Origin of the sequence: Pseudomonas sp. JR33AA, assembly GCF_021378985.1 — a bacterium.
Taxonomy (GTDB): domain Bacteria; phylum Pseudomonadota; class Gammaproteobacteria; order Pseudomonadales; family Pseudomonadaceae; genus Aquipseudomonas; species Aquipseudomonas alloputida.
Genome location: NZ_JAJSAW010000011.1, coordinates 113,949 through 133,718, shown reverse-complemented (window position 1 = coordinate 133,718; position 19,770 = coordinate 113,949). Strand labels below are relative to the sequence as shown.

Below are 19,770 nucleotides of genomic sequence, written 5' to 3'. Positions count from 1 at the left end.
AGGTTGCTATAACGCATCGATCTAACCCGCTTATGGAGCTTTCACAGAGTTTCTGCTGGACTGTTGCTGCCGTGACCAGCAGCTGTCACAGGCCAGTCACGGCGCAGGGCTACCCTGAGCTTGAACCTGAAGAGGAGACAGTGCATGAGCTTGCAGCATGGCAGTGATAACCAGAAGCCCCAGACAACGCCGCAACCGCAAGTATGCGGTTCGATCATCGACGCCAAGGGGCGCGAAGTGCCGATCACCGAGCAGATGATCCAACAGGCCTGCAAGGCCCTGGAAGAAAGCCGTGTCGAGCGCGTACGCAAAGGTTGATCGGCGAATTCTTTGCAACCCGGCGCTTGCGCCGGGTTTTTATTTGCCCAGCCAGTGGGCTTGGCCGCCCCCACAGGCAACCGCACTTACCTGCAAGCTCAAGACAAGGCTTGCCTAGACCAACACCCCACCCAGGGCACTGACCAATTGCGCCAACTGCGGCGCCTCCCCGTGCAAGCGCACTGCCAGCCCCTCGATCTCGCGCCTTGGCGGGTATTGCTTGCGCAACTGGTCGAACGCCGCTCGCTGTTGCTGCGGATCATCGCTGAGGCTACGGCGGAAATCGGCATCATCACGGCGCGGGTCATACACGGCGCGACACAGGGTGGCCAAGGCCCAGGACAGGTCGGTGCTGGCATCCAGCTCGATCTGCGCCAGCGGTGGCCTGGGCAGCAGCTCGGCCAGTCGCACCTGCTCGTTCACACCGAGGAAGCGGCACAGCGCCTGGTAGATCTGCGCCGTGCCACGCTGGCGGCCGTCGAGGCTATAGCCGGCAATGTGCGGCGTAGCCAGGGTGCACAGGTCAGCCAACTGCAGGTCGACCTGCGGCTCCCCTTCCCACACATCCAGCACCGCGTGCACGTCTTCGCGGTCCAGCAGCAGCTCGCGCAGGGCCAGGTTGTCCACCACCGGGCCACGGCTGGCGTTTACCAGCCAGGCACCAGGGCGCAACTGTGCCAGCTGCGCCTGCCCCAGCAGGTGCCAGGTCGGGTGCTGGCCGCCGCGTTGCAACGGGGTATGCAAGCTGATCACATCGCACTGCTGCAGGATGGTATCGAGGCTGACGTAGTCGCCGCCTTCTGCGGCCTGACGCAACGGGTCGCACACCAGCACCTTCCAGCCCAGGCCATGCAGCACCCGCACGAGGCGGCCACCCACTTCTCCCGCGCCCACAACGCCATACACGCGCTCAGGCAGTGCCACGCCATCCAGCTCGGCCAGGGTCAGCAGGCTGCCCAGTACGTAATCGACCACGCCGCGGGCATTGCAGCCAGGTGCGCTGCTCCAGCGGATGCCAGCTTCTGCAAAGTAGTTCAGGTCCAGGTGATCAGTACCGATGGTGCAAGTGCCGACGAAGCGTACGCGGCTGCCTTCGAGCAGCTGACGGTCGACCTTGGTCACCGAGCGCACCAGCAGGATATCGGCGTCCTTGACGCTGGCAGCATCGAGGCTTCGGCCGGGGTAGCGGCGAATTTCACCGAAGCCCTGGAAGAAGGCATCGAGCAGCGGGATGTTCTCGTCGGCAACTATCAGCATGGCGCTCTCCTGTCTGGGGAGCGCAGTGTAGGCGCAACGCCGGGCGTGTTCCAGAGCGATTCAGTCGGCTTTCTTGCGGATCCAGTACAGGAAAGTGCCGGCGTCCTCTTGCTGCCGCAGCAGCTCGTGGCCGAGGAAGTTGCAGAACTTGGGGATGTCGCGGCGGGTCGACGGGTCGGTGGCGATGACCTTGAGCAGGCCGCCGGCGGCCAGGCTGCGTACGTGCTGGTGCAGCATCATCACGGGTTCCGGGCAGTTCAGGCCGGTGGCATCGAGGATGGCGTCGGGGGTGAAATCGGTCATGGGGGGCTCCGAAAATGATCGCTATTGTCGCGCATAGCGCGACGCGGTCCAAGCACAGCGTTCTAACCCGGCGCGCTTGATCCTTCTTCTTGCTTCTTGCTTCTTGCTTCTTGCTTCTTGCTTCTTGCTTCTTGGATGTGGGCATTCACACTGAGTAGGTATTCATTCACGCAGGTGGCGCATAGTCACCTTTCCGCCCTTACGGCGGGTCCCTTTTTGTCGTGGCAAAAAGGAACCAAAAACCGTCGGCTCCCATCATCCGGCCCCTGCGCTACGCTCCGGGGTCCCCTCGCTCCGGGCTTGCTCCCGGGAGGACCGCGCTGCAGGCCCCATCCTGGGGCCCAGCGCTTGACGGGCATCCATGCCCGTCACCTCCCTTCGCAAGCCCTGCGCTCGGCCTCCTGAAGTCGCAATCTGCGTCGCCTGAACTACCGCGCGCTTAGAAGCAAAAGCAAAAGCAGAAGCAGAAGCAGAAGCAGAAGCAGAAGCAGAACGACGCGCTGGATTCAGCGTGGCTTCAAGTCGAGCCGCCGCAGGTGACACGTCACTTCCTCTCGGTCGTGGTACAGCTGCTTGCAGGCAATCGACACCTTGATCTTGCGTGCCTTGAATGTGGCCTCCATACGGTCAAGCAGGCGCCGTACTTCAGCGTAACGCTGCTTCATCGGCAACTTCAGGTTGACCACCGCCTCGCGGCACAACCCCTCACCCAGCCAGGTTTCAATCAGCGAGGTGGTACGCGCCGGCTTCTCGACGATATCGCACACCATCCAGTCTACCGGCTGCTTCGGCTGCCAGGTAAAGCCATCGGCCATCAAGTGCTGGACCAGGCCTGTGTCCATCAGGCTTTCGGCCATCGGCCCGTTATCGATGGCTGTCACCAGCATGCCCCGGCGCACCAGCTGGTAGGTCCAGCCACCCGGCGAGGCTCCCAGGTCGACGCCGGTCATGTCATCACCCAGGCGCTGCTCCCACTGCTCACGCGGGATGAACTGGTGCCAGGCCTCTTCCAGCTTGAGTGTCGAGCGGCTAGGCGCCTCGCGAGGGAACTTCAGGCGCGGGATGCCCATGGGCCACAAGGCGCTGTTGCTGGCCGATGCAACGCCGACAAATACTCGCCGGCCGCTGATGAAGGTCAGCAGCAAGCGTGGGCGGCCAGGGTCGTCGACCAGGCGGCCGGCCTTCTCCAGGGCCTTGCGCAACGGCACTTCGAACTTTCGGCAAAAGGTGGACAATTCCTTGCCATCGTTGCTGTCCAGCACCTCCAGCCAAAGGCTACCGAACACCGGGAAGTCAGCCAACTGCGCCAGCAAAATGCTGATGCGGTCACTTTCCGGCAGTTCGACGTAACCGCCACGCGCCCACTGCCGCGGGAAGATAAGCTGGTTGAAACGCAGTTCCCCCATCAAGCGCTCGGCACCGCCCTCCTCGCTACAGACAAACTCGGCACTGGCACTTTGCGGCTTGCCTTTGGCATAGCCGGCAACACCCAGGCGGGCGGCATGTTCGCTGATTTCGGCGCAAACCTCGCCCTCGAAACCGGGCCGGCAATGCATGAACAGGGTATTCATCTCTCACTCCACGACGGCTGGCGCACCACAGGCGCCGGCAGGGCGGCGATGATAAAGGAAGTTCGGAACCTGCGACACGCCCCGCCGGTCCAGAAAAGGGTCAGGTAGCGTAAACCGGTCTAACCTGACCATTCAGCCAGGTCCGTGCCGTGCGGACCGATACAGAGCGGTGCTGCCGGCAAACTGTGATTATTTGCCGGGCACCGGCGCAGAAGGAGTTGGCAATGCCCTCGCTCGATAGCCTGAACACCCTCAAGCCCCTCAAGGTTGGCGACCAGACCTACCACTACTTCAGCCTCACCGAGGCCGCACGCCAGCTGGGTGACCTGCAGCGCTTGCCCATGTCGCTGAAAGTGCTGCTGGAAAATCTGCTGCGCTGGGAGGATGGCGCGACCGTCACCGGCGACGACTTGCGCGCCATTGCCCATTGGCTTGGCGAACGGCGCTCCGACCGCGAGATCCAGTATCGCCCGGCGCGGGTGCTGATGCAGGACTTCACCGGCGTACCCGCCGTGGTCGACCTGGCCGCCATGCGCGCCGCCATGGCCAAGGCCGGCGGCGACCCGCAACGGATCAACCCGCTGTCACCGGTCGACCTGGTGATCGACCACTCGGTAATGGTCGACCGCTACGGCACGCCGCAAGCCTTCGCCGAGAACGTCGACATCGAAATGCAGCGCAATGGCGAGCGCTACGCCTTTCTGCGTTGGGGCCAGAGCGCCTTCGACAATTTCCGCGTGGTCCCCCCGGGCACCGGCATTTGCCACCAGGTCAACCTGGAATACCTGGGCCGCACGGTTTGGACCCGTGAGGCTGATGGCCGCACCTATGCCTTCCCCGATACCTTGGTGGGCACAGACTCGCACACCACCATGATCAACGGCCTGGGCGTACTCGGCTGGGGTGTCGGCGGCATCGAAGCGGAGGCAGCCATGCTCGGCCAGCCGGTATCGATGCTGATCCCCGAAGTGATCGGCTTCAAGCTGACCGGCAAGCTGCGCGAGGGCATCACTGCCACTGACCTGGTGCTGACCGTGACGCAGATGCTGCGCAAGAAAGGCGTGGTGGGCAAGTTCGTCGAGTTTTACGGCGACGGCCTGGCCGAGTTGCCCCTGGCCGACCGCGCGACCATCGCCAACATGGCACCGGAATATGGCGCCACTTGTGGCTTCTTCCCGGTCGATCAGGTCACCCTGGACTATCTTCGCCTTTCGGGCCGACCCGAAGCGACCGTGCAGCTGGTCGAGCAGTACTGCAAGGCGCAGGGTATGTGGCGCCTGCCCGGCCAGGAGCCGTTATTCAGCGACACGCTGGCTCTGGACATGGACCAAGTCGAAGCCAGCCTGGCCGGGCCGAAACGGCCGCAGGACCGCGTAGCGCTGGGCGAGGTCAGCCAAGCCTTCGACCAGTTCATCGAGCTGCAGCCCAAACCGCTGGCCAAAGAAGTTGGCCGCCTGGAAAGCGAAGGTGGCGGCGGTGTGGCGGTGGGCAACGCCGACCAGGCCGGTGCAGTCGACTACAGCCATCAGGGCCAGACCCACACCCTGCGCGATGGGGCCGTGGTGATTGCCGCGATCACCTCTTGTACCAACACCTCCAACCCCAGCGTGATGATGGCTGCCGGGCTGGTGGCAAAAAAAGCACTGGAAAAAGGCCTGCAACGCAAACCATGGGTCAAGAGCTCGCTGGCGCCAGGCTCCAAGGTAGTCACCGACTACTTCAAGGCAGCCGGGCTCACGCCTTACCTCGACCAACTGGGTTTTGATCTGGTCGGTTATGGCTGCACCACCTGCATCGGCAACTCCGGCCCGCTGGACGAGGCGATCGAAAAAGCCATTGGCAGCGCCGACCTCACCGTGGCTTCGGTGCTATCGGGCAACCGCAACTTCGAGGGCCGCGTGCACCCACTGGTCAAGACCAACTGGCTGGCCTCGCCGCCGCTGGTGGTGGCCTACGCGCTGGCCGGCAGCGTGCGCCTGGACCTGACGCGCGACCCGCTGGGCTTAGGCAAGGACGGCCAACCGGTCTACCTGCGTGATATCTGGCCGAGCCAGCAGGAAATTGCCGAGGCCGTGGCCAAGGTCGATACGGCGATGTTCCACAAGGAATACGCCGAAGTGTTCGCCGGCGATGCGCAATGGCAGGCCATCGAGGTGCCCCAGGCCGCCACTTACGTGTGGCAGGCTGACTCCACGTACATCCAGCACCCACCGTTTTTCGACGGCATCGGCGGGCCGCCGCCACAAATCGCCAATATTAACGGCGCACGGGTGCTGGCGCTGCTGGGCGACTCAGTGACCACCGACCACATTTCCCCTGCGGGCAACATCAAGACCGACAGCCCGGCCGGGCGCTACCTGCGGGAACAGGGTGTTGAGCCACGCGACTTCAACTCCTACGGTTCGCGACGGGGCAACCACGAAGTGATGATGCGTGGCACCTTCGCCAACATCCGTATCCGCAACGAAATGCTGGCAGGTGAAGAAGGCGGCAACACCTTGCATGTGCCCACTGGCGAGAAGCTGTCGATCTACGACGCGGCCATGCGTTACCAGCAGGAAGGCACCCCGCTGCTGGTGATTGCCGGTCAGGAGTACGGCACCGGCTCGAGCCGCGACTGGGCAGCCAAGGGCACCAACCTGCTGGGGGTCAAGGCCGTGCTGGCAGAAAGCTTCGAGCGTATTCACCGCTCCAACCTGGTGGGCATGGGTGTGTTGCCACTGCAATTCATGGCCGGGCACAACCGCAAACAGCTGGGGCTGACGGGCAAGGAGCAGATCGATGTACTTGGGCTGGACGGCGCACATATCCGCCCCGGCATGAGCCTGCCCTTGCGCATTACCCGCGAGGATGGCCAGCAGGAACAGATCGAAGTGCTCTGCCGGATTGATACCTTGAACGAGGTGGAGTACTTCAAGGCAGGGGGGATTCTGCATTATGTGTTGCGCCAGATGATCGCCGGTTGAGACGGAGCGTCTGGCCGAAAATCTGTTCCGTTCTCGAAACCGAGCGCTGCGTTGGCGGCGCTCGCTCTCCTAGGCGCCGATGCCCAAAGCCATACGCTTCTGAGTCCCTCGCAACAGCACTGGCCCTTGGCCATCCATTCGGTCATCATCTGACCTACCCGTCATTGAATGCAATCAATGAACCAAATATCCATTCAATAAAACCAGCGGCTTGCCGATACCTGTCGAAAGCCCTGCGGACTATCACCCATGCGTAACAACCAGCCGATTACCCAGAGAGAACGGACTTTCCCTGCCCAGCAGCGGTTGATCTCCACTACCAACGCCAAGGGTGTGGTCACCTACTGCAACGATGCCTTTATCGAAATCAGTGGATTCACCCGCGAGGAGCTGACTGGCGCACCACACAACCTGGTGCGTCACCCCGACGTACCGCCTGCCGTGTTTGCCCATATGTGGCAAACCCTCAAGCAGGGCCAGCCGTGGATGGGTATCGTCAAGAACCGCTGCAAGTCCGGCGACCATTACTGGGTCAACGCCTATGTCACGCCCATCTTCGACAACAACCAGGTTGTCGGCTTCGAGTCGGTGCGGGTCAAGCCCACCGCCGAGCAGATCCGACGCGCCGAGGCCCTGTACCAGCGCATCAACCAGGGCAAGCCAGCGGTGCCGCGCCGCGACAAATGGCTGCCAGTGCTGCAGGACTGGCTGCCGTTCATCCTGATCAGCCAGGTGGGCTTCCTGATCGGCAACTGGCTGGGGCATTCCTGGGGCTTTGCCTTGGCCGCTGGGCTTTCGGTACCACTGGGCCTGCTCGGCCTGAGCTGGCAGCAGCGCGGCCTCAAGCGCCTGCTGCGCCTGGCCGAGCAAACCACTTCCGACCCGCTGATCGCGCAGATGTACACCGACAGCCGTGGCGTGCAGGCGCGCCTGGAAATGGCCATGCTCAGCCAGGACGCACGCATGAAAACCTGCCTGACCCGCCTACAAGACAGTGCCGAACACCTGAGCGACCAGGCACGCCAGTCCGATGCCTTGGCGCACAAGAGCTCTACCGGGCTGGAGCGCCAGCGGGTGGAAACCGAGCAAGTCGCCGCTGCGGTAAACCAGATGGCCGCCACCACTCAGGAAGTGGCCAACCATGTGCAGCGCACCGCCGATGCCACCCAGGAAGCCAACCGCCTGACCAGCCAGGGCCGGCAGATTGCCGGAGAAACCCGCGAGGCCATCGAGCGTCTGTCGGCGGCAGTGGGCGAGACCGGCCAGACGGTTACGCAACTGGCCAAAGACAGTGACGAGATTGGTGGCGTGGTCGACGTGATCAAGGGCATCGCCGACCAGACCAACCTGCTGGCACTGAACGCCGCCATTGAAGCCGCGCGCGCCGGTGAAATGGGCCGTGGATTCGCCGTAGTGGCTGATGAAGTGCGTCAGTTGGCCCAGCGTACCGCCGAATCCACCGGGCAAATCCACGGCCTGATCGCCAAGCTGCAACAGACCGCCAGTAACGCAGTGCTGACCATGGAAACCGGCCACCGCCAGGCACAGGAAGGCGTCGACCGGGTAATGCAGGCCGACGAGGCGCTGGTAGGCATCAGCGAAGCGGTGGCCAATATCACCGACATGGCCACCCAGATTGCAGCTGCAACCGAGGAGCAGACCGCTGTGGCTGACGAGATCAGCCGCAACATCAGCACCATTGCCGAACTGGCCGACCAGACCGCCGAACAGGCGCAGCACTCGGCACTGCTGAGCGAGGAACTGACCAGCACCGCGGGAAGCCAGTATTCGCTGGTGGAGCGCTTCAACCGCTAAAGCTCGCGACTTCCGCTGGGGGTGGCACCGGCTCCGCCGGTGTTCGCGGGTGAACCCGCTCCTACGACGGCTGCGCCCAACCACCGAGGTGTGTCCACCATCAATCTGTGTAGGAGCGGGTTTACCCGCGAATACGGTGGCGGCGACAACGGTGAACAGCCAATGGTGATTGGCCAGCAGGCCCGGTCCTTTCGCGGGTGAACCCGCTCCTACGACGGCCTGTGTCCAACCACCGAGGTGTGTCCACCATCAATCTGTGTAGGAGCGGGTTTACCCGCGAATACGGTGGCGACGGGAACGCTGAACAGCCGGTGGAGATTGGCCAGCAGGCCCGGCCCTTTTGCGGGCAAGCCTGCTTGCTGTGTTACCAGTCCAACCGCAAGCGGCTCTCGAAGTAGCGCTCTTCGCCACTCAGCGGGTCCTCGAAACGCAGGCTCTGCGCCAACAGTTTCAGCGGCCGCTCGTAGTCATCCTCTTCATTAAGCAATTGCGGATAGAACGGGTCATTGCTGATCCCTGCCCCCAAGGCAGCCATGTGCACACGCAACTGATGGGTCTTGCCGGTCACGGGCGACAGCCCATAGCGCCATCGCTCACCGTTCTTCTCCAGCACCTCGGCCAGGGTTTCACTGTTGGCCTCACCCTCCACCTCATGCATGCGGAAAAAGGGCTCGCCATGCACCAGGCGGCTTTTGTGCACCAACGGAAATGCGTGCTGCGGCATGGCAGCGGCAATGGCTTGGTAACGCTTGTCGATACGCCGCTCGGGGAACAGCCGCTGGTAGGCGCTGCGGCTGTGCGGGTTGGCGGAAAACAACACCAGCCCGGCGGTGTGCCGGTCGATGCGGTGCAACGGCACCAGGTGCGGATTGTCCAGGCGTCGGATCAGGCGGCGCAACAAGGTCTGCTCGACGTATTCACCGGTCGGCGTCACCGGCAGGAAATGCGGTTTATCGGCCACCACCAGGTGCTCGTCCACATGCAGCACCACCTCCTGCACCGGAATCGGCCGTTCGTTCTGCACTTCGCGGAAGTAATGCAAACGCATGCCACGCTTATAAGGCAGGTCGGCGGCAACTGCCTGCCCCTTGGCATCCAGCACCCGGCCACGGGCAAAGCGGTCAAGCCACTGGGCGCGGTCGATGGCCTTGAAATGGTCACACAAGCAATCGAGCACCGTCACCCAGTTACCAGGAGGCAGGCACACCGTACTGGCTTGCTGGCGGGCGGGGTCAAAAGGCGTCATGGCTGGGCTCGAGACGTTCATGGCCGCGCATTATCGCCCAACCCCGCCCCCTCAACCAGCCTGGGCCATCGCCTCGCAGCGTTCCTTCAACCAGCGCAGTACCTGCACCGGCTCCCAGCGGCCAGGGTCGTAGAGTGCATAGAGCAACCCTTCATAGCCCACCACATCCAGCCCTCGGTGGTAACCGGCCCGCTGGAACAAGGCCTCGATCTCGGCGAAGCAGGAATTGAAGTGGACTTTGCCGAACGGCGTGCAGTCGCCGATTACCAGGCCTTCGAGGCGCAGTTCCAGAACGGCGTCAGCCACCCGATCCACGGGCATGCGGTTGACGCTGTACTTGAGTTGCTCGACATTGAGCATGGATTCACCTCGATACTGTATTTATATACAGCATACGAACATCCCCTTGCTGCCGTCAACGCGCTTCATTGCAGCCCCGCCAGGTAGCCGCTGCCTTTGCGCAGGGTCAGCACCTGCCTGCGCGGCGTCCCGCGCGTCACTGACAGATGCACCCATTTGTCGAATTCAAGGATCAGCTGATCGAAGGGCACAGCACTTTCGCTGATTCGCCGGACGGTCTCGCGCGGGCTGACCTCGATCACCGTGAAGTCCGCCGCCAGCCCTTGAACGTGCTGGCTACCGGAGGCGCCACCGATCAATCGATTGACCCTTTCACTGCGATACCCGCTGCTGATGATGATGGGCGCGTCGAACAATGCACGTACCTGTTCCAGCGCACAGCACAGCAATTGCAGGTTGGCCCTGGCTTCGAGGGGCGGTGCATTATCGAACCCTTCGCGGGCGGCGAGCTGGGAAACGGTCATTTCATCGAAGGTGAAATGTGGAGTGATGAACATGGCGAGCTATTCCGATGATGGAGAAGGTTACCGGCGACGGTGCGCCTCCACCGGATCATCAGCTCGCTTCACGCATCATGGAGCAGGGTTGCAACTCCTCTGCAGCCATCATTGCCCAAGAAAGGCCACCACTTGTTCGGTATCGAACGGCCAGTGCAGTTCGGCGCCGTTGTCACAGCGCCGCAGCACCGGAATGATCAGGCCATAACGCTCGAACAAAGGCTCACTCTCGGCGATGTCGACCAGCTCTACCAGCAGGCCGTGATCGACGAGAGGCATCAACACCGCCTCGGCCACTTCGCACAGGTGGCAGCCGAGGGTGCCGAACAGTTGACATTCAGGCAGCATGGGGCAGGTCCCGGGTGGCATACACAGAAGCCTATTCTAGGCGCCCCACGCCCACCCTGCACCTGACCTGGCTCAATCCTGGCTGGTAGCACCGATCCGGTGCAGCGACAGGTCCGCGCCCTGGAACTCCTGCTCATGGCTCAAGCGCAGGCCATGCAGCGCACGAATGGCTCCGTACACGGCAAAGCCACCGGCCAAGGCCACCAGCACGCCCATCAGGCTGCCCAGCAGTTGGCTGGCCAGGCTGACACCGCCCATGCCGCCCAGCGCCACCTGGCCGAACACGCCACAGGCGATGCCACCCCACACACCACACAGGCCATGCAACGGCCACACACCCAGGACGTCGTCGATTTTCCAGCGATTTTGCGCGGCGGTGAAGGTCCAGACAAACAGCGCTCCGGCCACTAGGCCGGTGGCGAGCGCACCCACCGGGTGCATCAGATCGGAACCTGCGCAAATCGCCACCAGCCCGGCCAGCGGGCCGTTATGCAGAAAACCCGGGTCGTTGCGCCCGGCCAGCAACGCCGACAGGGTGCCACCCACCATCGCCATCAGCGAGTTGATCGCCACCAGGCCGCTGACGCCCTGCAAGGTCTGGGCACTCATGACGTTGAAGCCAAACCAGCCGATGATGAGGATCCAGGAGCCCAACGCCAGAAAGGGAATGCTCGACGGCGCAAACGCCACCAATCGGCCCTCGCGGTAGCGCCCACGGCGCGCCCCCAGCAGCAGCACCGCCGCCAGCGCCAGCCAGCCCCCCATGGCGTGTACCACCACAGACCCGGCGAAGTCGTGGAACGGTGCGCCGAAGCGTGCCTGCAGCCAAGCCTGCAAGCCCAGGTTGCCGTTCCACACCACGCCCTCGAAGAACGGATAGACGAATGCCACGATCAACGCTGTGGCGCACAACTGCGGCACGAACCGCGCCCGCTCGGCAATGCCCCCGGAGATGATCGCCGGAATCGCCGCCGCAAAGGTCAGCAGGAAGAAGCACTTGACCAGCGCATAGCCATGGTCGACAGCCAGCGTTGTCGCCGGCTGGAAGAAGTTGACCCCATAGGCGATCCAGTAGCCTATAAAGAAGTAGACCAGTGCCGAGATGGCAAAGTCGCTGAGGATCTTCGACAAGGCGTTGACCTGATTCTTGTGACGCACCGTGCCCACTTCAAGGAACGCGAAGCCGGCATGCATGGCCAGCACCAGAATGGCGCCCATGAGGATGAACAGGGTGTTGGAACCGTGGACCAGAGAGTCCATAGCGCTGTGCATGTTTTCCATGAAATAGGCAGACCTGCTGAAAAAGGCACCAGGACAGTTCAAGAACCTGCATCCCTGCACCGAATCGGTGCCAGCCCCTACCCGATTCAAGTGAGCGGGGTGAAGCCTGCGTGGTTTTTTCTTGGGTTTGTCGTGGATTGGGTTAAGGTTTATCGGTATTCGCTGCGCGGGCGCCCTGAATCGGCGCAAAACCGGTCATCGGTGCTCCGCAACGTGGCAAAAACTTAGCAAGGCCCATACCAGCAGCCGCACTTGAACCTTCCATGCGTGCTGTCACTCGAACTACCAACATTGATCGACAGGGAGAGACCCATGGCCAGCAAATCGGCAAAGAATGCACAAGAGATATTGATGGCTGACTTCCAGGCCTTGGTGCGCGACACCGAGAAGCTGCTGGCTGACACCGCCAACCTGGCCGGCGACCAGGCCGACGAATTGCGCGAGCAGATTCACGAGCGCCTGGCCCAGGCCCGCGAAACCCTGCAACTGACCCAGGACTCGGTACGTGAACGCGGTCAGGCAGCGCTTGGCAGCGCCGAGCAGTACGTGCAGGACAACCCGTGGCGGGCAATCGGCATCGCGGCCGGCGTCGGCCTTTTGATCGGCCTGCTGGCCAACCGACGCTAGGGGGAACCCATGGAGAATGACGCCAACGGCGCCGGCGCTTCGGGCAAGCGCCTGGGCGCAGCCATGCTTGGGCTGCTGCACAGTCACATCGAGCTGTTCGGTATCGAGTTGCAGGAGCAGAAGGGCCGCACCTTGAGCCTGCTGCTGTTCGCCGGCCTGGCGCTGGTGTTCGCCCTGCTGCTGCTGACCGCACTGTCGGGGCTGCTACTGGTGCTGCTGTGGGACAGCTATCGACTGGCCGGTATCATTGGCCTGTGCGTGTTCTATGGCATTGCCGCACTGTATTGCGGGGTACGCCTGAAGTCGGCGGTGTTCGACGAATCATCGCCCTTCGGCGCCACCCTCGACGAACTTGCCAAGGACAGGGAGCGCCTGTTGCCATGAGCCTGCCAGAACTGCCAAACACGCATAACCCGCGCGAACTGCGCAAGGCCCTGCTGCGCCTGCGCATGGAGATGCACCGCCAGGAAATCCGTCATGAGTCCGGTCAGTTGCTTGAACCGCTGCGCCGCGTGCGCGGTATGGGCAGCTCGCTACATGAAGGCCTGGGTATCAAGCATGCGCCACTGTGGGGCATCGGCGCCGTGGTGGCGCTGGGCTTTCTCACCGGCAAGGGCGTACGCAGCGGCAACCTGACGCGCCTGGTACGGTTGGGCAGCACCCTGCTGCCGCTGGTACGCCTCTACCTGCAAGGCGGCCGCCGCCCCTGACCTGCTCGCCCCGGCAGAAGCAGCCTTGTACTGCGAAGCGGCCCGCTCGATCGATACAAATGCATCAACGGGCCGGTCTCTTCTTCGCAGCACAATGCGCTTCCTGCAGGGTATGCTGCTGCCTTCGAACGACAGGAGACCGCGCCTTGGACTGGCACACCTTGCTTACCCGCGAACGGCTGGGCAAAGCCCTGTACAGCGCCGATGAACTCGGGCGCAGCCCCTTCCACAAAGACCATGACCGCATCATTTTCTCCGGTGCCTTCCGCCGCCTTGGCCGCAAGACCCAGGTGCACCCGGTGTCGAGCAACGACCATATCCATACGCGCCTGACTCATTCGCTGGAAGTCAGCTGCGTCGGCCGCTCGCTGGGGATGCGCGTCGGCGAGACCCTGCGCGACAACCTACCGGACTGGTGCGCCCCCAGTGACCTGGGGATGATCGTGCAGTCAGCCTGCCTGGCCCACGACATCGGCAACCCACCATTCGGCCATTCCGGCGAAGACGCCATTCGCCACTGGTTCCAGCAGGCCGCCGGGCGTGGCTGGCTGGACGACATGAGCGATGACGAACGGGCAGACTTTCTCAACTTCGAAGGCAATGCCCAGGGCTTTCGCGTGCTCACCCAACTGGAATACCACCAGTTCGATGGGGGGACCCGGCTGACCTATGCCACCCTCGGCACCTACCTCAAGTACCCTTGGAGCGCCCGCCATGCCGACGCCCTGGGCTACAAGAAGCACAAGTTCGGCAGCTATCAGAGCGAACTGCCCCTGCTCGAACAGATCGCCCGCAAGCTCGGCCTGCCGCAGCTGGAACACCAGCGCTGGGCGCGCCACCCACTGGTGTATCTGATGGAGGCTGCCGATGACATCTGCTACGCGCTGATCGACCTGGAAGACGGCCTGGAAATGGAGCTGCTGCAATACGCAGAAGTAGAAGCGCTGTTGCTTGACCTGGTCGGCGATGACCTGCCAGAAACCTATCGCCAGCTCGGCCCACGCGATTCTCGTCGGCGCAAACTGGCCATCCTGCGCGGCAAGGCCATCGAACACCTGACCAACGCTGCCGCCCACGCCTTCGTCGAGCAGCAACAGGCGTTGCTGGCCGGGCAACTGGCGGGTGACCTGGTGGAACACATGCACGGCCCAGCCAAACGCTGCGTACTGCAAGCCAAGGACATGGCACGCAACAAGATCTTCCAGGACAAGCGCAAAACCCTGCACGAAATCGGCGCCTACACCACCCTGGAGATTCTGCTGAACACGTTCTGCGGTGCGGCCCTCGAGCAGCACGGTGGACGTACGCCATCGTTCAAGAGTCGCAGGGTGCTGGACCTGATCGGCAACAATGCGCCAGACCCTCATGCCTCGTTGCACAGCGCCTTCCTGCGCATGATCGACTTCATCGCCGGCATGACCGACAGCTATGCCAGCGAAATGGCCCGGGAGATGACCGGGCGCTCCAGCCCGACCTGAAACGCGTCGGTGCAGCCCGGGTACGGCCGGCGCTGCACCACGCTTGCAGGAAACTTCCTACACCGACGGGAGCCGCATAAACGGCACGTATAAAAACTAATGAAAAGTTACCAAAATCGCTTTGACAGCGAGTTGAGCACACCTATTCCGTAGCCCATTTTGCTTTATCTTGTAAGCCGTTTCCTATATAGGCCTGACAGCCATTCCTCGCACGTCTGAGGACTTCCAACTGCGATAAGGTGCCCATTGTCACCCTCAATCGACCGCAGGGAAGTTGAACATGCATTCCATATTTATCGTTGACGACCATCCGGTGATTCGCCTGGCCGTCCGTATGCTGCTGGAAAACCAGAATTACAAGATTGTCGGCGAGTCGGACAATGGCGTAGACGCCATGCAGATGATCCGCGAGAGCAACCCTGACTTGGTCATCCTCGACATCAGCATCCCCAAGCTAGACGGCCTGGAGGTGCTTGCCCGCTTTCAGAGCATGGCCCTGCCCTTGAAGGTTCTGGTATTGACTGCACAGTCCCCGGCGTTGTTTGCCGTACGTTGCATGCACTCGGGCGCAGCAGGTTATGTCTGCAAGCAGGAAGACCTGGGTGAACTGCTCAGTGCAATCAAGGCCGTACTGGCCGGTTATAACTATTTCCCCAGCCAGGCAATAAAAAACAACCAGACGACAGACAGTGACCTGCAACTTTTCCGTCAGGTAAATGACCGAGAACTGATGGTGCTTCAACTTTTCGCCCAAGGCCGCAGCAACAAGGAAATTGCCAAGGGCATGTTCCTCAGCAGCAAGACTGTCAGTACCTACAAGAAGCGGCTCATGCACAAACTGCAAGTCAATACGCTGGTCGATCTGATCGAGATGGCCAAGCGCAATGCGCTGGTCTGAACGTGGTCATGGTCCGAGCTATCAATCGCCTGCTGCTCACCCTGCTGCTGCTCAGCGGGGCGACACAGGCTGGTCATCGCGAAGCCGCGTCTTTTACATTACTGGCGCGCTCATCGGCCCACCCCGTTCAGCCCGAGCTCACGCCCGAACAACGGCAATGGCTTGAAGCCCGGCAGGAACTGGTGCTGGGCACGTCGGCCCCCGACTATCCGCCGTTCGACATCACCGGTGGCGGCAATGACTACCAGGGCCTGACCGCCGAGTATGCAAACCTGATCGGCAAGGCCTTGCAGTTGCCCGTGAGGGTGCTGCGTTTTTCCAGTCGGCAGGCGGCGGTGGAGGCGCTCAGGCACGGTGATATCGACCTGCTGGGCAGCGCCAATGGCTACGAAGCGGCCAGTGATGGCCTGGTACTGTCGCGGCCCTATGCTGTAGACCAACCTGTACTGGTCACGCGTGAAGACGAGAACCGGGCGCTGGACATGGACCTTGCCGGCATGCGCCTGGGTATGCTCTACCACTATCTGCCCAGACAGGAAGTACTCACCGCCTACCCCAAGGCCGAGCTGCTGGCCTTCGGTTCTTCCAGCCAGGCTCTGAATGCTGTCGCGTTCGGCCAGGCCGACGTGTTCATCGGCGACACCATCTCCACGCACTACCAGCTCAACCGTGGTCATCTGCCCCGCCTGCGCATGGCCAACTTCGGCAAACACGAGGCCATCGGCTTCGGTTTTGCCTTGCGTCAGCAAGATACCGTGCTGCTGGACCTGGTGAACACCATTCTGGACACTCAAAACCCGGCCATACGCTCCAGTATCTTCAAACGCTGGAGCGCCGGCAGTGACCTGCTACTGAGTGATCGCCAACTGCAATTGAGCGCGGCCGAGCAGCAGTGGCTGCAGAAGCATCCCGTGATGCGCGTGGCAGCCGATGACGCGGCTGCACCACTGTCCTATTTCGATGATTCGGGGCATTTCCGAGGCATCACCGCCGACCTGCTGGAACTCATTCGCCTGCGCACCGGGTTACGTTTCGAAGTGCAGCGCGCCAGTGGCATTGCCGACATGGTCGCCCGCCTCAAGGATGGCCGGGCCGATGTCATCGCCGCACTTGCCAGCGCCGGGAAAGCAGGGGACGACCTGCAAATCAGCCGCCCCTACCTCGAAAGCGCCTATGTGCTGGTCAACCACAAGGACAACGACACACTGAGTTCACTGGAGCAGTTGCAGGGGCATCGCATCGCCATTACCCGGGACAGCACCCTGAACGCCATGCTGTCCCGCGACTATCCAAAGATAAGCTGGGTCGAAACCGAAAGCGCGTTCTACTCCATGGCGTTGCTCAACAGCGGGGCCGTCGATGCGGTGATCACCACCCTGATCGACGCCAACCACGCCTTGGCCAGCAACCCCGAACTGGTCATCCGCACCTCGGTCGGCAGCGAACCGGCCAACTTCTCCATGGCCACCACTGCCCCGTCACCGGCGCTGTTGTCTATCCTCGACAAGGCTTTGCTGAGCATCTCGCCGGAGGAGCTGGGGGTAATCAACAACCGCTGGCGCGGCTTTGGCAGGCATGAGGATGACAAAACCAAAGGCTACAGCCGCCTTGCCCTGCAGGTGGTACTGGCAACGGCCGTGCTTTTGTTGCTGGCCCTGCTCTGGAATGCCCGCCTGCGCCTGCAGATTCGCCAGCGCCAGCGTGCCGAACGCGCGCTGAACGACCAGTTGGCATTCATGCGCGCCCTGCTCAACGGTACGCCCCATCCCATGTATGTGCGGGACCGCGAGGGATGCCTGAAAAGTTGCAACTACAGCTACCTTGAAGCCGTGCAGGCCCGCTCCGATCAGGTGATCGGCAGAAAGCTGAACGACAGCCTGTTTGCCGATTCCGAGCAGGCTCGGCAGATCCAGGCTGATTACCAGAAAGTCATGGCGGCGGGCTCACCACTGATCAAGGACCGCCCACTACGGATCAAGGGCCGGGACCTGACCATCTACCACTGGATCTTGCCGTACCGCGACTCCCTGGGTGAGGTGCAGGGGATCATCGGCGGCTGGATCGACATCAGCGAACGCCGCCAACTGGTCCTGGAACTGCGCCAGGCCAAACAGCAGGCCGACGATGCCAACCGCGCCAAGAGCACGTTCCTGGCGACCATCAGCCACGAGATCCGCACCCCGATGAACGCCGTCATCGGCATGCTGGAGCTGGCGGTCAAGCGTGCCGACCAGGGCCGGGTGGACCGCAGCGCGCTGGAACTGGCGCACCATTCGGCCAAGGACCTGCTAGGCCTGATCGGCGACATTCTCGACATCGTGCGCATCGAGTCCGGGCACTTGTCCCTGACCCCGGAGGTGGTAGACCTGGCGGCGCTGGTCGAATCGGTGGGGCGCATTTTCGATGGCCAGGCGCGGCAGAAAGGCCTGGCCCTGGAGGTGCAGATCGCCCCGGCCGCACGCTGCCATGTCCTGCTCGATCCGCTGCGCTTCAAACAGGTGCTGTCCAACCTGGTGAGCAATGCCATCAAGTTCACCGAGCACGGTCAGGTGCGCATCAGCGTCAGCCTGCTGGATGACGGTACCAGCACACCAGCGGTACTGGAGCTAGAGGTGCGCGACAGTGGCATCGGCATCCACCCCGACGACCTGCAGCGCCTGTTCAACCCGTTCATCCAGGCCAACCCGCACAGCCAGGGCGCCCGCGCAGGTACCGGGCTGGGCCTGGCTATCTGCCGCAACCTGTGCGAAATGATGGGCGGCAGCCTGTCCATGAAGAGCCTGGAAGACGTCGGTACCCAAGTGCGCCTGAAGATGCCGCTGCAACGGGTTGATGGCGCAGCGCAGCCGACACCGTTGCCCGAGCAGCTCGACGTGCCTGACCCACGGCTGAACGTGCTGATCATTGATGATCACCCGGCCAATCTGCAACTGATGGCGCAACAACTTGGCTACCTGGGCCTGGAACACGCCAGCGCCCGCGATGGCCGGGAAGGCCTGGCCGCCTGGCGGGCGGGCGACTTCGATGTAGTGGTACTCGACTGCAACATGCCGCACATGAACGGTTACCAGCTGGCGACTGCCGTGCGCGCCGAAGAACGCCATGGCAAGCGGCCACGCTGCACCATCCTCGGCTATACCGCCAACGCACAGCCGGAAGTACGCCACAAGTGCCTGACCGCCGGCATGGACGATTGCCTGCTCAAGCCCATCAGCCTGAGCACCCTCAGCCAACGCCTGGCTGCCATTCGCCCGCGCCGCCAGCAACGCCCCCGCCGCAAGGTGTACCAGCTGGACGGCCTGGCCGCCGTGGTCGGGCCCGACCCGGTCGATCGCCAGCGCTTCCTGGAGGCCCTGCAACAGAGCCTTCAGGCCGATCTGGCCAGCCTGATGGCGCTTGACCCGCAACATGACAGCGGCGCCATTGCCGAGCAGGCCCACAAGGTACTCAGCGCCGCACGCATGCTGAATGCCCCTGACCTGATGGCGGCTTGTGAGGCACTCGAGGCCAGCGGCTTGCCCGCTGCCCAGGTGCGCCTGCGGCGCCAGGCACTGGCACGGCATATGTGCCGAGCGGAACGTGCCCTGGCCAAGGAATTGGCCACAAGCACAGATACTCAGGCAGGCAACCAGACGTGTTAACTGGTATATTGCGCGGCGTTATTACCTAAGAGGATTGTTTCATGGCCACAAACCGCTCCCGTCGTCTGCGCAAGAAGCTGTGTGTCGACGAGTTTCAGGAATTGGGCTTCGAGCTGAACCTGGAATTCAAGGAAGATCTGGATGACCAGGCAATCGATGCTTTCCTCGACGCGTTCCTGGAAGAAGCCATGGACGCCAACGGCCTGGATTATGTAGGCGGTGACGATTTCGGCCTGGTGTGCTCGGTCAAACGCGGCTCGGTCAGCGAAGAGCAGCGCGCTGCCGTTGAAGCCTGGCTCAAAGGCCGTAGCGAACTGACCAAGATTGAAGTCAGCCCGCTGCTGGATGCCTGGTACCCGGAAAAGCCGATCAACAAGGCTGAGTGATACTTGTCAGCTTCGGGCTGAAAGGTTGATTGCTGAAAAGGCCACCCCACTCGGGTGGCCTTTTTATT

General features: G+C 62.5%; 18 protein-coding genes. 10 read left to right on the top strand and 8 right to left on the bottom strand.

Features of this window, described 5'->3' with window-relative positions:
* The first annotated feature begins 144 nt into the window (after positions 1-144).
* Complete coding sequence (locus tag LVS58_RS18220; protein ID WP_233692197.1) at positions 145-318, top strand: PA1571 family protein; 174 nt, start codon at positions 145-147, stop codon at positions 316-318.
* 114 nt (positions 319-432) lie between these two features.
* Here the strand turns inward: LVS58_RS18220 and pdxB are convergent, their stop codons facing one another.
* The 3 genes from pdxB to rlmM form a co-directional block, all read right to left on the bottom strand.
* The gene (gene pdxB / locus LVS58_RS18215; protein ID WP_233692196.1) at positions 433-1,575 is read right to left on the bottom strand and encodes a 4-phosphoerythronate dehydrogenase PdxB; all 1,143 of its coding nucleotides are present in this window, start codon (positions 1,573-1,575) and stop codon (positions 433-435) included.
* A 60-nt stretch (positions 1,576-1,635) separates the two neighbouring features.
* On the bottom strand, positions 1,636-1,878 hold the full coding sequence (tusA, locus tag LVS58_RS18210) for a sulfurtransferase TusA (protein WP_233692195.1): 243 nt from the start codon (positions 1,876-1,878) through the stop codon (positions 1,636-1,638).
* Positions 1,879-2,384: 506 nt separating this feature from the next.
* Positions 2,385-3,449, bottom strand: coding sequence for a 23S rRNA (cytidine(2498)-2'-O)-methyltransferase RlmM (rlmM, locus tag LVS58_RS18205; RefSeq protein ID WP_233692194.1), 1,065 nt, complete (start codon positions 3,447-3,449; stop codon positions 2,385-2,387).
* 224 nt (positions 3,450-3,673) lie between these two features.
* Here rlmM and acnA point away from each other — a divergent pair, with 224 nt between their 5' ends.
* Positions 3,674-6,415 (top strand): aconitate hydratase AcnA, encoded by a 2,742-nt coding sequence (acnA, locus tag LVS58_RS18200; RefSeq protein WP_233692193.1) that lies wholly within the window; start codon positions 3,674-3,676, stop codon positions 6,413-6,415.
* A 249-nt stretch (positions 6,416-6,664) separates the two neighbouring features.
* Positions 6,665-8,230 carry a methyl-accepting chemotaxis protein gene (locus LVS58_RS18195; protein WP_233692192.1) on the top strand — a complete coding sequence of 522 codons (1,566 nt, stop codon included), beginning with the start codon at positions 6,665-6,667 and terminating at the stop codon, positions 8,228-8,230.
* Between the two features lie 364 nt (positions 8,231-8,594).
* Here the strand turns inward: LVS58_RS18195 and LVS58_RS18190 are convergent, their stop codons facing one another.
* The 5 genes from LVS58_RS18190 to LVS58_RS18170 all read right to left on the bottom strand — a co-directional run bounded on the left by LVS58_RS18190 (position 8,595) and on the right by LVS58_RS18170 (position 11,962).
* Positions 8,595-9,497, bottom strand: a complete 903-nt coding sequence (locus tag LVS58_RS18190) for a pseudouridine synthase (protein WP_233692191.1) — start codon at positions 9,495-9,497, stop codon at positions 8,595-8,597.
* 30 nt (positions 9,498-9,527) lie between these two features.
* Positions 9,528-9,836, bottom strand: coding sequence for a transcriptional regulator (locus tag LVS58_RS18185; RefSeq protein WP_233692190.1), 309 nt, complete (start codon positions 9,834-9,836; stop codon positions 9,528-9,530).
* A 65-nt stretch (positions 9,837-9,901) separates the two neighbouring features.
* Positions 9,902-10,333 (bottom strand): D-Ala-D-Ala carboxypeptidase family metallohydrolase, encoded by a 432-nt coding sequence (locus tag LVS58_RS18180; RefSeq protein ID WP_233692189.1) that lies wholly within the window; start codon positions 10,331-10,333, stop codon positions 9,902-9,904.
* Positions 10,334-10,441: 108 nt separating this feature from the next.
* Positions 10,442-10,681 (bottom strand): glutaredoxin family protein, encoded by a 240-nt coding sequence (locus tag LVS58_RS18175; RefSeq protein WP_010953106.1) that lies wholly within the window; start codon positions 10,679-10,681, stop codon positions 10,442-10,444.
* Between the two features lie 72 nt (positions 10,682-10,753).
* The gene (locus tag LVS58_RS18170) at positions 10,754-11,962 is read right to left on the bottom strand and encodes an ammonium transporter (RefSeq protein WP_233692188.1); all 1,209 of its coding nucleotides are present in this window, start codon (positions 11,960-11,962) and stop codon (positions 10,754-10,756) included.
* Positions 11,963-12,274: 312 nt separating this feature from the next.
* Between LVS58_RS18170 and LVS58_RS18165 the strand changes: the two genes are divergently transcribed.
* The 7 genes from LVS58_RS18165 to LVS58_RS18135 all read left to right on the top strand — a co-directional run bounded on the left by LVS58_RS18165 (position 12,275) and on the right by LVS58_RS18135 (position 19,702).
* Positions 12,275-12,589, top strand: coding sequence for a DUF883 family protein (locus tag LVS58_RS18165; RefSeq protein ID WP_233692187.1), 315 nt, complete (start codon positions 12,275-12,277; stop codon positions 12,587-12,589).
* Positions 12,590-12,598: 9 nt separating this feature from the next.
* A complete protein-coding gene (locus LVS58_RS18160) occupies positions 12,599-12,973 on the top strand; it encodes a phage holin family protein (protein WP_233692186.1) in 375 nt (124 codons plus the stop codon).
* Complete coding sequence (locus LVS58_RS18155; protein ID WP_233692185.1) at positions 12,970-13,299, top strand: hypothetical protein; 330 nt, start codon at positions 12,970-12,972, stop codon at positions 13,297-13,299. Before LVS58_RS18160 ends, LVS58_RS18155 begins: the two co-directional genes overlap by 4 nt.
* A gap of 146 nt (positions 13,300-13,445) precedes the next feature.
* The gene (locus LVS58_RS18150) at positions 13,446-14,777 is read left to right on the top strand and encodes a deoxyguanosinetriphosphate triphosphohydrolase (protein WP_176684422.1); all 1,332 of its coding nucleotides are present in this window, start codon (positions 13,446-13,448) and stop codon (positions 14,775-14,777) included.
* Positions 14,778-15,057: 280 nt separating this feature from the next.
* Positions 15,058-15,675, top strand: coding sequence for a response regulator transcription factor (locus LVS58_RS18145; RefSeq protein ID WP_233692184.1), 618 nt, complete (start codon positions 15,058-15,060; stop codon positions 15,673-15,675).
* Positions 15,676-15,683: 8 nt separating this feature from the next.
* Positions 15,684-19,316 (top strand): ATP-binding protein, encoded by a 3,633-nt coding sequence (locus LVS58_RS18140; RefSeq protein ID WP_233692183.1) that lies wholly within the window; start codon positions 15,684-15,686, stop codon positions 19,314-19,316.
* 41 nt (positions 19,317-19,357) lie between these two features.
* The gene (locus tag LVS58_RS18135; RefSeq protein ID WP_003248695.1) at positions 19,358-19,702 is read left to right on the top strand and encodes a YggL family protein; all 345 of its coding nucleotides are present in this window, start codon (positions 19,358-19,360) and stop codon (positions 19,700-19,702) included.
* The last annotated feature ends 68 nt before the right edge of the window (positions 19,703-19,770 follow it).

Coding starts and splice junctions, on each gene's coding strand:
- LVS58_RS18220 (WP_233692197.1), top strand. CDS start 145: ATGAGCTTGCAGCATGGCAGTGATAACCAGAAGCCCCAGACAACGCCG.
- rlmM (WP_233692194.1), bottom strand. CDS start 3,449: ATGAATACCCTGTTCATGCATTGCCGGCCCGGTTTCGAGGGCGAGGTT.
- tusA (WP_233692195.1), bottom strand. CDS start 1,878: ATGACCGATTTCACCCCCGACGCCATCCTCGATGCCACCGGCCTGAAC.
- LVS58_RS18140 (WP_233692183.1), top strand. CDS start 15,684: ATGGTCCGAGCTATCAATCGCCTGCTGCTCACCCTGCTGCTGCTCAGC.
- LVS58_RS18155 (WP_233692185.1), top strand. CDS start 12,970: ATGAGCCTGCCAGAACTGCCAAACACGCATAACCCGCGCGAACTGCGC.
- LVS58_RS18145 (WP_233692184.1), top strand. CDS start 15,058: ATGCATTCCATATTTATCGTTGACGACCATCCGGTGATTCGCCTGGCC.
- LVS58_RS18170 (WP_233692188.1), bottom strand. CDS start 11,962: ATGGAAAACATGCACAGCGCTATGGACTCTCTGGTCCACGGTTCCAAC.
- LVS58_RS18195 (WP_233692192.1), top strand. CDS start 6,665: ATGCGTAACAACCAGCCGATTACCCAGAGAGAACGGACTTTCCCTGCC.
- pdxB (WP_233692196.1), bottom strand. CDS start 1,575: ATGCTGATAGTTGCCGACGAGAACATCCCGCTGCTCGATGCCTTCTTC.
- LVS58_RS18175 (WP_010953106.1), bottom strand. CDS start 10,681: ATGCTGCCTGAATGTCAACTGTTCGGCACCCTCGGCTGCCACCTGTGC.
- LVS58_RS18135 (WP_003248695.1), top strand. CDS start 19,358: ATGGCCACAAACCGCTCCCGTCGTCTGCGCAAGAAGCTGTGTGTCGAC.
- LVS58_RS18160 (WP_233692186.1), top strand. CDS start 12,599: ATGGAGAATGACGCCAACGGCGCCGGCGCTTCGGGCAAGCGCCTGGGC.
- LVS58_RS18190 (WP_233692191.1), bottom strand. CDS start 9,497: ATGAACGTCTCGAGCCCAGCCATGACGCCTTTTGACCCCGCCCGCCAG.
- acnA (WP_233692193.1), top strand. CDS start 3,674: ATGCCCTCGCTCGATAGCCTGAACACCCTCAAGCCCCTCAAGGTTGGC.
- LVS58_RS18180 (WP_233692189.1), bottom strand. CDS start 10,333: ATGTTCATCACTCCACATTTCACCTTCGATGAAATGACCGTTTCCCAG.
- LVS58_RS18165 (WP_233692187.1), top strand. CDS start 12,275: ATGGCCAGCAAATCGGCAAAGAATGCACAAGAGATATTGATGGCTGAC.
- LVS58_RS18185 (WP_233692190.1), bottom strand. CDS start 9,836: ATGCTCAATGTCGAGCAACTCAAGTACAGCGTCAACCGCATGCCCGTG.